13 protein-coding genes and 1 tRNA gene are annotated in these 12,698 nt (G+C 40.1%); 4 read left to right on the top strand and 10 right to left on the bottom strand.

Annotation, left to right across the window (positions count from 1 at the left end; genetic code table 11):
• Positions 1-15 precede the first annotated feature (15 nt).
• Positions 16-1,716: a single-stranded-DNA-specific exonuclease RecJ gene (gene recJ, locus ACNKXS_RS04120; RefSeq protein ID WP_417919748.1), complete on the top strand. Its 1,701-nt coding sequence runs from the start codon at positions 16-18 to the stop codon at positions 1,714-1,716.
• On the opposite strand, the gene ACNKXS_RS04115 is transcribed toward recJ, so the two are convergent.
• Entirely contained in the window at positions 1,713-2,471 is a 759-nt protein-coding gene (locus ACNKXS_RS04115) for a UDP-2,3-diacylglucosamine diphosphatase (protein ID WP_417919747.1), read from the bottom strand. The two genes, recJ and ACNKXS_RS04115, sit on opposite strands and share 4 nt — an antisense overlap.
• A gap of 136 nt (positions 2,472-2,607) precedes the next feature.
• Here ACNKXS_RS04115 and ACNKXS_RS04110 point away from each other — a divergent pair, with 136 nt between their 5' ends.
• A complete protein-coding gene (locus tag ACNKXS_RS04110) occupies positions 2,608-2,979 on the top strand; it encodes a hypothetical protein (protein WP_417919746.1) in 372 nt (123 codons plus the stop codon).
• 86 nt (positions 2,980-3,065) lie between these two features.
• On the opposite strand, the gene ACNKXS_RS04105 is transcribed toward ACNKXS_RS04110, so the two are convergent.
• Positions 3,066-3,518 carry a 6-pyruvoyl trahydropterin synthase family protein gene (locus ACNKXS_RS04105; RefSeq protein WP_417919745.1) on the bottom strand — a complete coding sequence of 151 codons (453 nt, stop codon included), beginning with the start codon at positions 3,516-3,518 and terminating at the stop codon, positions 3,066-3,068.
• A 99-nt stretch (positions 3,519-3,617) separates the two neighbouring features.
• On the opposite strand from ACNKXS_RS04105, the gene ACNKXS_RS04100 reads away from it, so the two are divergent.
• Complete coding sequence (locus ACNKXS_RS04100; protein ID WP_417919744.1) at positions 3,618-4,271, top strand: 2OG-Fe(II) oxygenase; 654 nt, start codon at positions 3,618-3,620, stop codon at positions 4,269-4,271.
• A 110-nt stretch (positions 4,272-4,381) separates the two neighbouring features.
• Here the strand turns inward: ACNKXS_RS04100 and ACNKXS_RS04095 are convergent, their stop codons facing one another.
• From ACNKXS_RS04095 to ACNKXS_RS04075, 5 genes are read right to left on the bottom strand one after another with little or no spacing between them, the layout of a single operon-like run.
• Positions 4,382-4,561: a hypothetical protein gene (locus tag ACNKXS_RS04095; protein ID WP_141876305.1), complete on the bottom strand. Its 180-nt coding sequence runs from the start codon at positions 4,559-4,561 to the stop codon at positions 4,382-4,384.
• Positions 4,536-4,721 carry a hypothetical protein gene (locus ACNKXS_RS04090; RefSeq protein ID WP_417919743.1) on the bottom strand — a complete coding sequence of 62 codons (186 nt, stop codon included), beginning with the start codon at positions 4,719-4,721 and terminating at the stop codon, positions 4,536-4,538. The genes ACNKXS_RS04095 and ACNKXS_RS04090 overlap by 26 nt, the downstream gene beginning before the upstream one ends.
• Complete coding sequence (locus ACNKXS_RS04085) at positions 4,722-5,489, bottom strand: enoyl-CoA hydratase/isomerase family protein (RefSeq protein WP_417919742.1); 768 nt, start codon at positions 5,487-5,489, stop codon at positions 4,722-4,724.
• A 56-nt stretch (positions 5,490-5,545) separates the two neighbouring features.
• Positions 5,546-6,886 carry an MATE family efflux transporter gene (locus tag ACNKXS_RS04080; protein WP_417919741.1) on the bottom strand — a complete coding sequence of 447 codons (1,341 nt, stop codon included), beginning with the start codon at positions 6,884-6,886 and terminating at the stop codon, positions 5,546-5,548.
• Between the two features lie 26 nt (positions 6,887-6,912).
• Entirely contained in the window at positions 6,913-7,413 is a 501-nt protein-coding gene (locus ACNKXS_RS04075) for a GNAT family N-acetyltransferase (RefSeq protein WP_417919740.1), read from the bottom strand.
• Positions 7,414-7,474: 61 nt separating this feature from the next.
• On the opposite strand from ACNKXS_RS04075, the gene ACNKXS_RS04070 reads away from it, so the two are divergent.
• Positions 7,475-7,548, top strand: a tRNA-Ala gene (locus ACNKXS_RS04070).
• Positions 7,549-7,590: 42 nt separating this feature from the next.
• On the opposite strand, the gene ACNKXS_RS04065 is transcribed toward ACNKXS_RS04070, so the two are convergent.
• The 3 genes from ACNKXS_RS04065 to ACNKXS_RS04055 form a co-directional block, all read right to left on the bottom strand.
• Complete coding sequence (locus ACNKXS_RS04065) at positions 7,591-8,484, bottom strand: alpha/beta hydrolase family protein (protein ID WP_417920139.1); 894 nt, start codon at positions 8,482-8,484, stop codon at positions 7,591-7,593.
• The gene (locus ACNKXS_RS04060) at positions 8,471-11,221 is read right to left on the bottom strand and encodes a PD-(D/E)XK nuclease family protein (protein WP_417919739.1); all 2,751 of its coding nucleotides are present in this window, start codon (positions 11,219-11,221) and stop codon (positions 8,471-8,473) included. The genes ACNKXS_RS04065 and ACNKXS_RS04060 overlap by 14 nt, the downstream gene beginning before the upstream one ends.
• A gap of 61 nt (positions 11,222-11,282) precedes the next feature.
• A partial coding sequence (locus ACNKXS_RS04055) for an OmpA family protein (RefSeq protein WP_417919738.1) occupies positions 11,283-12,698 on the bottom strand: 1,416 nt, incomplete at its 5' end.

Genomic DNA, 12,698 nt, shown 5'->3' with positions numbered 1-12,698 from the left:
GAAATTTGAACGACTATGAAGACGCGCTGGACTCTGAAGCCAAAACCCGATCCTATCACAGCACAGGCTCTTGCCGAAAAGCTTGGAACCGGACTGGCAGTATCGAAATTACTGGTTCAGCGGGGAATTACCACCTTTGAAGAAGCAAAGAAATTTTTCAGGCCACAATTAGATGGTTTACATGATCCCTTCCTGATGAAGGATATGGACAAGGCGGTGGTCAGGATAGAACAGGCGATGGAAGCTGGAGAGAATATCATGGTCTATGGAGATTATGATGTAGATGGAACTACCAGTGTCGCGCTAATGTCTTCATTTCTGAAATTCAGATATCCCAATGTGACCACTTATATTCCAGACAGGTATGCTGAAGGTTATGGTGTATCCTACCAGGGAATCGATTATGCTGAAGATAATGACGTGAGTCTCATTATTGCCTTAGACTGCGGAATCAAGGCGATCGATAAAGTAGCTTATGCCAAAAAAAAGGGAATCGATTTTGTGATCTGTGATCATCATCGCCCAGGCAAGGAAATTCCAGATGCTGCTGCGGTACTTGACCCAAAAAGGAGCGATTGCAATTATCCTTATGACGAACTATGTGGCTGCGGTGTTGGTTTTAAATTAATCCAGGCGATTACAATTAAGAATAATGAACCTGAAGAAACATTACTTCCTTACCTCGATCTGGTTGCTACGGCCATTGGAGCAGATATTGTTCCCATCACTGGCGAAAACAGGATTCTCGCTTATCATGGTTTAAATGTGATCAATGTCGCACCCCGAAAAGGGATTCAGAGTTTGCTAGGTGAACGTAAAAATGTAAGTATTACAGATGTTGTTTTTATCGTAGCTCCAAGGATTAATGCTGCGGGCAGAATGAAACATGGTTTGCATGCGGTAAATCTGCTTACTGAAGAAGATGAAGCTATCTCTGCAACTTATGCGGAAGAAATTGAGACCTATAACACCGATCGGCGAAGTACCGATAAAAGTATTACAGAAGAAGCGAAACAGCAAATTCTGGAGCTTCAGGAAGAAAACCGACTAACCACCGTAGTCTATAATGAAAAGTGGCACAAAGGTGTGATTGGGATCGTAGCTTCCAGGTTAACCGAAACCTGGTATCGCCCAACGCTCGTTTTTACAAAGAGTGGGGAACGTCTTGCCGCCTCTGCGAGATCTGTAAAAGGTTTTGATGTCTATGAAGCTCTGGAAGCCTGTAGTGAACATATTGAGCAATTTGGTGGACATAAGTACGCAGCAGGATTGACCCTTCTTGAAGCCGAATACGATAATTTCAAAAGAAAATTTGAAGAGGTCGTCTCCGAAACGATCGACAGGCAGCTTCTTACTCCTGAAATTGCCATAGATGCCGAGTTGGACCTTAAAGATATTACGCCAAAATTCTACCGGATCCTGAAGCAATTCGCTCCCTTTGGGCCAGGAAATATGTCGCCTGTTTTTCTTACCCGGAACTTAACTGATACTGGCTTCGGAAAATGTGTGGGCGCAGATAAAACTCATCTTAAATGCCAGGTAAAACAGGAAGGCTCGAACGTAAAATTTGATGTGATTGGCTTTAACCTTGGTGAAAAACTGAATTTGATAGAACAGGGAAAGACGTTTGACGCTGTTTTTAGTCTCGATGAAAATACCTGGAATGGTAATACCACGATTCAGCTTAGACTGAAGGATATACGAGAAAGTATTTAGAAAACGAGCTTTTCAAGCTTAAGATCCTTTCCGTCGAATTGCGCAAAGGTGTAATGATTGATCCAATCGCCGGTATTGATGTAGGTTGCTTTGCCGTCCAGATCGATCTCCATAGGTAAATGCCTGTGACCAAAAAGAAAGTAATCATAGTCCTTTTGCTCCAGTTTACGCTTGCAGTATTGTATAAGCCATTCTTTTTCTTCACCTAGAAACTTCATGTCTTCTTCTCCTGAGATCGCTTTATTCTTTACTGAAAAATACTGTGCTAAGGGAACTCCAAGATCAGGATGAAGCCAGCGGTAAAACCATTTGGAAAGTGGGTTGGTAAATACCTTTTTCATTCTTTTATAGCCATGATCTCCGGGTCCTAATCCATCTCCATGACCAACGAGAAATTTTTTGCCTGAAAATTCGAACTCCTCAGGTTTATGATAGACTGGAATATTCAATTCCTGCTGAAAATAATCCTGCATCCATAAATCATGATTTCCTACAAAAAAATAAATAGGAATCCCTGAATCTCTAATTTCAGCAAGTTTTCCAAGAGTTCGAACAAAGCCTTTAGGAACCACGTGTTTGTATTCAAACCAGAAATCGAAGAGGTCTCCCAGAAGGAAAATTGCCTCTGCATCTTCTTTAATCTCATCAAGCCATTTCACAAACCTGGCTTCGCGCGGCCTGCTTTCTTCCTGAGTAGGTGCACCAAGATGATTATCACTGGCGAAATATATTTTTTTTCCCGGGGAAACTTTCATGTTTTACAACTTACAGCGAAGATAGAAATTCTACTGAAACTTCATTTTTAAAGTAAGACTTAAAGCATTCTAAAAACGCATCGCCAGAAGCTCAGAAATTATTATTTTAGAGATTAAATCCATAAATATTGCTAATATGAAATTTACGAAACTATTTTCAATCGCTTTTTTAATGATTTGTGGTTTAGTGAGTTATCAGGTAAATGCCACAAATATCGACACTAATCCGGAAATTGGTGATCGTCTTCTAATACAGTCCCCGGAAAATACTACATATACAGCCGTGAATATGCCAAAGCTTAACTTCGTTGTGAAGAAAGGTGGAGTGGCTAATTATAAGTCGGTTCAAAACACCCTGGTTGAGGTGGTGAAGATCTCGCAGAACAAAAAAGGTGAAAGCATGGTAACACTACAGCGGGTAGATAGTGCTAAGATCCTTGGTCTAAAGAAATCTGTAAGTGCCAATTATGACAAAGCTCTGCAACTTGGAGAATTGAAAAAGGCATAATTCAGTATATGCGCAAGGGATAGCAGCGAAAAGCTCCCGTTTTTCACGGGACTTGTAGCGTATAGCCCGGCCCGAAGGGGTGCGCCCTAATTATTATCACTGGCATACCACTCTGCAAATGAAGTTTCAGTTTCCTGTAATTTCAAAGAGTGAAGCTTAATATGTTCAGGTAAATGTCTGGAAATTTTGGCTGCAAAATCGATTACCATATTCTCACTGGTAGGCTGGTAATCGACCAGGATCACATGGTGACCACGGGATTTTAACTCTTTTGCCAGCTCTAAATGTGGCGTATTCTTATTGAATACGGTCGCATGATCAAACTGGTCTACGATCTCAGATTTCACGATCTTTTTAAGATCCCCAAAATCGATCACCATCCCCAATTTTACGTGTTCGAGGTCTGTGATAGGTTCGCCAATAACTGTGACGCCAAGCTTATAGGAATGCCCATGCACGTTACGACATTTACCATCGTATCCATACAAGGCGTGACCGGTTTCAAAAGTGAATTGTTTGGTGATTCGAATCTTGCTCATTACACAGTTATTTTGCACAAAGATAATTGGAATTTTTAAGGCGAAATTTTTAACACCAACGAATTGAATTAAAATTTACATTTGCGAAATTTTTCGCACATGATCCTTAAAGAAAAGGAATTATTTGAACAGGTAGATTTCGAGCTCAATGAGCTTTACGAGACGATCATTGATGACATAGCGCAGCAAAAATATAGCATCGTTGATACTTTCTTCAATCCTGCTGAGGTAGACCTGCTCAGGTCAACACTCATTGCAAAACATAAGGAAGATGCTTTTAAGAAAGCTGCAATTGGGAATAGAACCAATGAGCTTATTGAAAAATCGGTTCGGGGAGATTTTATTCTATGGATGAATGAGGCTACAGCAGAACCTGCAGAATCCATTTTTTTTGAAAAGGTTAATGATCTGGTGCAATACCTGAATCGTACCTGTTTTATGGGAATACTCCATAAAGAGTTTCATTATGCGCTATATCCGGAAGGAACTTTCTACAAGCGGCATCTAGATACCTTTCAAAATGACGGGCGACGTAAATTATCCATGGTTTGTTACCTGAATAATGAAGACTGGACCCCTGAAAATGGCGGCGAATTAAGTATTTATACTAACAACAACGGCAAGGAAGAGGAGTTGAAAATCTATCCTTTACCTGGTAGAATGGTGATTTTTGAAAGTCAGGAGCTGGAACATGAAGTCAAAACCGTCAGAGTTCCAAGGCTGAGCATTACGGGCTGGTTGAAAACGAGGTAATTACTTTTTAAACTTTTTGTAAAGTACGACTACGACAAGAATGATGGCGAGAAGGATCCAGAAACCCATTCCGCTTAAAAAACTCAGAAATTCCCAGGTATCCTGCTCCATTAGTTCTTGTATTTTCGATTGTTACGAACTCTCCAGCGGTAACGCGCGTAAACGAATATGACTATTAAAAATAGTATTGCCAGTAGGTACCACAGGTTTTCTGTGATAAATTCCTGAAACGTCCAGCCCCATTCCTGGGACTCGTTTGGATCTTTATCTTTCGGGAGGTGTTCCTGCATCGGGTGTGTTTTTAACGTATTTCCACATGAATATTACTGCGATCAATCCAATAACAAGGGCAATTAACAGATAGATGTTCTCACCAAGGAAAGTTCCTATTGTGTAACCCAGCTCATATGCTTCATCTTTTTCCGGTTTGATAAATTGAATCCAATTCATCTATTTTCTGAATTTTGAAAGTGCATTTTTTGTAAAATCTGAAAGTACCAGTTCTCCAGAAATAGCAGCTCTTTCTTCCAGCAGTTGTGGCCAGTGGTCGGTATCTTTCCAGAGGATCTGTTTCATTTCAGTAAGTGCCTGAGGGTTGTAGGAAGCGAGCTTTTCAGTAAATAGTGATAATTCCTTGTCCATATCTTTAGTGGATTCAAAAACGCGGGCGAATAGACCTTTTTCTTTGGCCCAATATGCATTCTTCCATTCATGAGCAGCCAGAGTGAGTTCTGCCAGTGCAGCAGTACCCATTTTTCTTTCTACCGCCGGAGCGATCACAAAAGGACCAATTCCAATGCTTAATTCTGAAAGTTTGATCGAAGCGGCTTCCGTAGCGAATGCATAATCACAGGCAGCAGCAAGTCCAACACCTCCACCAACTGTTTTACCATGAATTCTTCCAACGATCAGTTTTTTACAAACTCTCATCGCATTGATCACTCCTGCAAAACCTGAAAAGAATTTCTTACCCTTTTCAAGATTATCGATATTGATAAGTTCATCAAAAGATGCACCGGCACAAAAGGCTTTTTCACCTTCAGATTTTAAAATGATCACAGCCACCTCCTTATTTTCAGAAAGGCTATGGATCTCATCTTCCAGTCTCTTCAGAAGCACCGACGGAAATGAATTACTGGCTGGGTGGCCAAATTCCAGTGTTGCAATCTTCTGGTCTATATTGGTAAATAAACTTCCGTTCTCGCGGTTGGTACTCATAATGTATTACGATTTTACTCAAAAATAAGATTTCTAAGTATATCTCTTGATCGTCTTTAGACTTCTTTGTGAAGATATTTTCTTCTGAAATATATCACTAATGTACTGCTTCGAATGAGCATCCATACAAAGAACGCGATCCAGATCGCATAAAGTTTGAGTCCGAAATGATCTGCAAGCAAGAGGGCAGGAGTGAAGCCAAGGAAAGTCGCGACCAGTAAGACATTTCGCAAATATTTTGCTTCTCCCAGTCCTTTAAAGATTCCGTCGAACATAAAGGCAATTGCATTTACGGGTTGCATGATCAAAACTATCCAGAAAACTGAGGAGAATAATGCCAGTACACTTGCTTCTTTATTGAATAGCAAGCCAATTTGGTCATATAATGCGAAGCAAATTCCCATTAGAATGAGCGCAATAAGTACCGCATACTTGCTTATTTTCTTACTCAGTTCCCATAGATTTTTATAATCTCTGGCACCCAGTAATTTTCCGCCTATTGCGTTTCCCGCATTGGCATATCCATCTATGAAAAAGCTGAAAAACAGCCAGATGTTCATAAGAATGCTCTGTGCCGCGATGTAGTTCTTACCATAATCTGTGGCGTAAGCGTTTGCCAGGTAAATCGCAAAATTAAGTGCAGCAGTTCTTATGAACAGGTTTGCTGCCATAAGCAATAAAGGTTTCATTTGCGGATTGATCTTTAGACTCAACTTCAAATGAAATGGTGTTTTCCTGAAATAGAACAAGAGAGCCATGATAAGCATAGTCGCCTGCGCAGCAAGACTGGCATACGCAGCACCTTCAAGATGCATTGCTGGCACCAGTCCTTCAATTCCATAAACCAGAATATAGTCCAGTACTATATTTACCACCGCTCCGGTAAGACTGCATTTCATTGCCCAGAGCGTATTCTGTAAACCTCGAAAAACGCCAAAGATCGCGAATGTTACCAGTGTAAGGGGATATCCAAGTGCCCTGATCTTATAATAATTTTCAGAATATTGTAGAATAAGACCATCAGCGTTATACGCGCTGAAGATTGCTTCAGCAAAGATCGCCGTGGTAGCATAAATTACCAGGCTGAACAGAAAATTAAAAAGGATAGTTTGAGGAATTAGAGTCTTGACAGCATGTAATCGGTTTGCTCCCAGATGCTGAGAAACGGTTGCTGAAATGGCAGTTTTGGTTTGCGCTACGATCCAGATGATAGCAGAAAGAAAGGAACCTACAATTCCTGCTGCGGCCAGGGCTTCTATAGAGTTTTCCTCCACATTCCCAATAACTGCAATATCGGTTAGTGAAATTAAAGGTTCTGCAATACCTGCGATGATCGCTGGGATCGCGATTTTATTAATATTACCAAAACTTACTGAATTTCCCGGTTTTGAGGCCATATGCAGCAAATATAGAAGCCTTTATATTACAAAAGCAACTCGTAACAATAAAAAGGAGCTCCGCTTTGCTTCGGAAAATAAATATTACCCAATCGCTGGTATCTGCGGGCTTCGTAAAATTTCTGATTCCGCTTATTTAAACTGAAGGTATCAAGTCTTACCGACTCATAATTCTCTTTTCTGGCAAGGTTTTCGGCAAAGTTCATTAACTGTTGTCCTAATCCAGAACCCCAATGTTCAGGATGTGTAGCCAGCCTGTGAACATAAAGGTTATTCTCTGTTTTGCTCAACCAATCAATAGGATCATACTCCTTGTCCTTCACTGGAGTCAGGACAATGATGCCTAGAATTTCATCATTTGAAACTAACTTGAATAGTTCCTTCTTTTCAACATCAGCCTGTAGTTTTGCTATGGAAGGATAGTATTCATTCCATTGATAGATTCCCAGTTCGATCATCGCTTGGGCACAGGCTTCAGTTAGTTTTTTGATCTCCTGGAGGTCGCTATTTTTAGCTCTGTTGATCATTTCGTGCTAATAAAATAAACATTTTCATATTTATGAAAAATCATTACATTTGCTCAGCTACGGGGGATTAGCTCAGCTGGCTAGAGCGTTTGGCTGGCAGCCAAAAGGTCATCGGTTCGACTCCGATATTCTCCACAAAAAAACCACTGAATTTCAGTGGTTTTTTGTTTTTCAGGATTAATCGTTATCGGCATATTCGGCATAAAGATCCTCCGCATCAGCATTCAGGAACTCGATCGTTTTATTGATCACATGTTTAAATTCCTTTGGAAGTTCTTGTTCCTCTTTCCAGGGATGAGATACCCCAAAGACATGATCAGCATTTTCGACTAATAATAGTTTTGGAGCAGGACTCCATTCAAAAAGATTCCCGGCCTCTCCAATAGATACACTGGTATCGCTACTTCCATGGGCGATCAAATGAGGAATTTTCAGTTTTTGAGCCGCCTTTTTAATATTGAGCTTCTCTTTGTTTTCCTTGAAGTTTTTGTAGAACTGGTAATGGTGAGGCAGTTGCTGCCCGGTTCTTGAATTTACGATGTACTGCACCCCTTTCTTCTCCCATGCTTCCAGTTTTTTTCCTTCCGGAAATCTTGATCCAAAATCTGAAACTGAAGCAAGAGTAATAAGTTTGGTGATTCGTTTGTCCTGAGCCGACTTTAATACAGTGATTCCTCCACCTCTGGAATGACCTATCAAACTAATATCTGAAGGATCCAGGTGTTGCCCGAATTTGAAAGTTGGTAATAGAAGTGAGTCAATAACAGATTGTAGATCGTCCAGCTCAATGGTATAATTATTATCCCCAAATGCTTCTATCTGGTAGAATTCGGTTGGATTTTCTGGACTTGTTCCATTGTGACTAAAATTAAACTTCACAAAGAAATAGCCTGCTTCAGCAATCAGCTCGCCCATTTTATCCCAGGCACCCCAGTCCTTAAAACCTTTATATCCGTGACAAAAGATCACCATTGGTTTTGGTTTTCCATCATCCTTAAAAATAAGGTCCATTGGAATTGGTTTGTTGTGACGACCCTCGATGATGATATTCTGTTCCTTAGAAACTTCCATAATGTTTTTTAATTTCTTTTTCAATAAATGGAATTTCTGGATTGCAGATCTCCATTATTAATTTTTTTAGCTCTTTCTGAAAATTTTCCAGGGTTTCTTCCTGAATCAAATAGTCTGGTTTTTTGTCAATTTTCAGCTGAAATTTAAGAATTCCTGATCTAAGATTCTTGAAAGATATGATTCCTGCTTCAGCGGGGAATTTAAGATCTTTCTCAAGGGATATCAAGGTGGCGTAAGTTAAAACCTGAAAGCTTTTTGCGAATTTGTCATAATCTTTTGTTATTTCACTCCAGTCTTTTACGATCAGGTCTTTCGATTGGACTTTTCCGGTCTTGTAATCCACGATTCTGGTCACTCCATCCGTTTTTTCAACCCGGTCCACTTTACCTCTCAAATAAACCGGAAATTGCAGATGATCTACTGGTAATTGGACTTTAAGATCTTTTTCGATCTGTAATATTTGAATATCACTACCATTTTCCAGTCTCTTAATTTCAAAATTCAGAAAATTGCGCATATATCTTTTAGCTACTTCGAAGATCAGTAAATTCCGGCCTTTATCTAATGGCGCCTTGCTATAATTTTCTGCAAATTCTTTTTCGATCTGGGTGTTTGCTTCTTTTTTGAATCTTTCAACAAGTTCTGTGGATAGTAATTCTCCTTCCAGTGGTTTGTATAGGTTTTCCAGTGCGTTATGCACTACTGTTCCAAGGGTATTAAAAGCCACTGTTTCTTCTACTTCTTCCTGATCTCTCACTCCCAGCACATACTGGTTATAGAAATCCAGTGGATTGCGCATATACGTAGTTAATGCTGAAGGTGAAAATCCTGAGGCAGCAAGACTCCTGATCTTCTCCATTATTTGCGGAGTTTTCTCCACCTCTCTTAACTTATGGTGGTTAGCTGGTACCATAGGGCTAATAAGATGCTGAGTGATATGATGTGCTGGAGTATTTTCTATTTCTAACTGAGTTATGAATCTTGATTTCTCACCAGAATTAAGCCCATCGGCCTCCGTATTATATAGTAGGAAAACCTTTTTCGCACGTTGTAATAAGCGGTAAAAATGGTATGTATACACCGCATCCTTTTCCCTGTAGGTTGGTAGTTTATATTCTTGTTTTAGATCATAGGGAATAAAAGAATTATCTGATTTTCCAGCAGGCAGTGTCCCTTCGTTGAGAGAGGTTATGATCACAGTTTCAAAGTCAAGCGCCCTTGATTCCAGCATTCCCATTAGTTGCAATCCTTTGAAAGGTCTACCCTGGAAATCCAGCGTTTCAGTACTTACCAGTTCCTTATAAAAGTCATGTAAAGACCTGATCGTTTTTATGTGGGTGAACTTCTCATTCAGAGTTTCCAGTTTATTGAAGAGTTGGTAGAAATGATATAAGAACTCTAGAGAGAGCATATCTTCTTTCGCCTTTAAATGTGCTTTGAGGATCTGTATGAGTTCCTGTACATCCTTACAAAACCTGGTAACCGAATCATTTTTCGATCTAAAGCAAAGTTCAGCTATTCTTCGATTTTCACCTTTGAATTCTCCCAGAATTTCTTCAGACTTCAAATAAACAAGGTTGTCTTTATTGATTTTCTTTATCAACCTATCTGCATCAGCTGAAATAATTTCATACAAAGCCGGATGATTTACGATCCCAAGAACATCTTTGTAGTAATGATCCTTGCTTGTTGAGATATGAATATTAAAGATATTTTCAAAAAGAGAGCTTACAGGTGCATTATCTATGGGAAAACCCATAGTTACATTCAAATCTTTTATATGATCTGGAAGTGAGCTTAAAACGGGTAATAAGAGGTCTTCTTCGCCAAGTACTATCGCCGTGTTCTCCAGTTCTTCGGAAGTGAGAGCGGTAATGATCTCGCCAAGGTACTTCGCCTGTCCAATATTTTTTGGTACGCCAATGAGCTGGATATCCTTTTCTTCGGAATACTTATCGTTGAATTCAGGCTTTGGGTTCTGCTGGTAAAATTTCCAGTCTTCGAGGTATTGCCGCAGGAACAAAGAAGCACCATGTGCACGATCTTTGTAGAAATGCTCGTCAAGATCCCAGAAAACTTCAGCTTTATTCTTCTCCAGCATGAATTGAATGATATACTGTTCTGAAGCATTTAAAGCATTGAAACCAATAAAAACGTGCTTTAAAGTTATACTGGCTGAATATTCCTCGATATTCTCTGATGCCTTCCGATAAATAAGGCCCTGGTATCCCTGTTCTTTTTCCAGCAACCTGTTGGCAAGGGATTTATAATAATCTGGAAGTCTTTTCCAGAAAGCGAGGTATTTCTCGATCAATTCTGTTTTTTCTTCTTGAAGATACCAGTGTTTTATATCCTGTATACCCGAGAGGTAATCAAAGAAAGGTTTATGATCGATCAGGTATCGGTCTATTTCATTAAAATCATGAATAAGACTTTGCGCCCAGGTCACGAAGGTTTCGAATGTTTCCTGTTCATTTTCAGGAGTCAGTTCTTTATAAACGTTATAAAATTCGAAAAGTGTGACGGTATTGTCAATTCCCTGTAGTTCCGAGATGACCTCTGTAAACTCTTCAATACTATAGATCGTAGGTGCGAAGATGGTTTCTTCTGTGATCGCAGCCAGTTCTTTAAGTAAATAAGCACCGGCCCTTTTGCTGGGAAGAATAATGACCAGCTCAGAGATATTTGGATTGGTAGCCCTTAGGTTTTCCAGGACTTCGCAGATGAATGATTTCATAGCCCTAAAATAAAAAACGCCCCGCAATGCGGAGCGTTTTCTTATATGAATAATTCAATAATTAGTTCATTGACTCTTCATTAGACTTGTCTTTCATTTCTTTGTCTTTGTCAAGAGAGATTTCAACACGTCTGTTATCCTGTCTTCCTTTTGCAGTACTGTTAGTAGCAATTGGTTGAGTTTCACCATATCCTTCAGAAGTCAATCTGTTAGAAGGTACACCATTCTCTTCAAGGAAAGTAGCTACAGAAGCAGCACGTTCTTTAGAAAGATTCATGTTGTAAGAATCACTTCCTGAGCTATCTGTGTGACCTCCAATGTGGAAGATAGTTTGTGGATACTCATTCATGATATCTACGATAGACTTAAGAGCTTCTTCAGATTCAGTTCTGATAGTTGCTTTGTTTAAGTCAAAAAGTACAGTCTTAGAATATTCGTTAAGTTCTGAAATTACTTCAGCAGTTGGTTCTGGACATCCATTAGATGCAGCAACACCAGCTACTTCAGGACAGTCATCATCCTTATCAAGGATTCCATCACCGTCAGTATCAGGCCATGGGCATCCATTGTTTTCAGCTGGACCAGCTTCTTCAGGACACTCATCTTCGTCATCTCTTACACCATCACCATCAGCATCAGGACAACCGTTCATTTCAGCAAGACCTGCAACTTCAGGACAATCATCATCAGGATCAGCTACACCGTCACCATCAGAATCAGGACATCCGTCAAATTCAGCAAGACCAGCTTCGTTAGGACATGCATCCTGACGATCTTCGATCCCGTCACCATCAGAGTCTGGGCAACCGTTGAATTCAGCAAGACCTGGTTGTTCTGGACACTCATCATCTTTATCATATACTCCGTCACCGTCAGTATCAGTTCCACCGAACATGAACTTAACACCAGCAGCATGTTGGAAGTGAGAAGCCATTTCAGCTTCAAATACGTGCTTGTACTTAGATTCTACAGTAAGAGCGATGTTATCTGAAAACCAGAAGTTCAATCCTACTTTACCGTTAAGGGTTGCAGCATCTAGGTTAGAAATATCTTCCCCATCCTGGTCACCAATCCAGGTGTAACCACCACCAACTCCAACAACAGGATCAATCCATCCGTCATTAAGTAGTGCTCTAAGGCTGTAATCTAATCCAAGGTCAACACCATAGTAAGAAAGATCCTGAACTCCTCTATCACCATACTTGTCGATTTGGTTAATAGTACCACTCAATTCTCCTACAAATCCTGCTCCAATATATCTGGATACAGAAAGCTTAGAAACCGATGGAAGAATGTTCCAGTGATCTCCGGTATTAAAATACTGGTCGAACCATCCACCTAGAGGAGCATCCTCACCGGTTGGATAAAAATCGACTGCATTGGCACCAATACCAATTGCCCAAGGGTTGTCAGCATCCTGTGCCTGAGCCGTAGTAAAGCCCAAAAACAGCAAAGAAGCCAATACAATTTTGCTAAG

Origin of the sequence: Christiangramia marina, assembly GCF_048285865.1 — a bacterium.
Classification (GTDB): Bacteria; Bacteroidota; Bacteroidia; order Flavobacteriales; family Flavobacteriaceae; genus Christiangramia; species Christiangramia marina.
Note: the sequence above shows the minus strand (reverse complement) of the source record. Positions and strands in the feature narration are given on the sequence as shown.

What these genes read in the sequence shown, in the direction of transcription:
- recJ (WP_417919748.1), top strand. Translation starts at nt 16, where the DNA reads ATGAAGACGCGCTGGACTCTGAAGCCAAAACCCGATCCTATCACAGCA.
- ACNKXS_RS04115 (WP_417919747.1), bottom strand. Translation starts at nt 2,471, where the DNA reads ATGAAAGTTTCCCCGGGAAAAAAAATATATTTCGCCAGTGATAATCAT.
- ACNKXS_RS04110 (WP_417919746.1), top strand. Translation starts at nt 2,608, where the DNA reads ATGAAATTTACGAAACTATTTTCAATCGCTTTTTTAATGATTTGTGGT.
- ACNKXS_RS04105 (WP_417919745.1), bottom strand. Translation starts at nt 3,518, where the DNA reads ATGAGCAAGATTCGAATCACCAAACAATTCACTTTTGAAACCGGTCAC.
- ACNKXS_RS04100 (WP_417919744.1), top strand. Translation starts at nt 3,618, where the DNA reads ATGATCCTTAAAGAAAAGGAATTATTTGAACAGGTAGATTTCGAGCTC.
- ACNKXS_RS04095 (WP_141876305.1), bottom strand. Translation starts at nt 4,561, where the DNA reads ATGCAGGAACACCTCCCGAAAGATAAAGATCCAAACGAGTCCCAGGAA.
- ACNKXS_RS04090 (WP_417919743.1), bottom strand. Translation starts at nt 4,721, where the DNA reads ATGAATTGGATTCAATTTATCAAACCGGAAAAAGATGAAGCATATGAG.
- ACNKXS_RS04085 (WP_417919742.1), bottom strand. Translation starts at nt 5,489, where the DNA reads ATGAGTACCAACCGCGAGAACGGAAGTTTATTTACCAATATAGACCAG.
- ACNKXS_RS04080 (WP_417919741.1), bottom strand. Translation starts at nt 6,886, where the DNA reads ATGGCCTCAAAACCGGGAAATTCAGTAAGTTTTGGTAATATTAATAAA.
- ACNKXS_RS04075 (WP_417919740.1), bottom strand. Translation starts at nt 7,413, where the DNA reads ATGATCAACAGAGCTAAAAATAGCGACCTCCAGGAGATCAAAAAACTA.
- ACNKXS_RS04065 (WP_417920139.1), bottom strand. Translation starts at nt 8,484, where the DNA reads ATGGAAGTTTCTAAGGAACAGAATATCATCATCGAGGGTCGTCACAAC.
- ACNKXS_RS04060 (WP_417919739.1), bottom strand. Translation starts at nt 11,221, where the DNA reads ATGAAATCATTCATCTGCGAAGTCCTGGAAAACCTAAGGGCTACCAAT.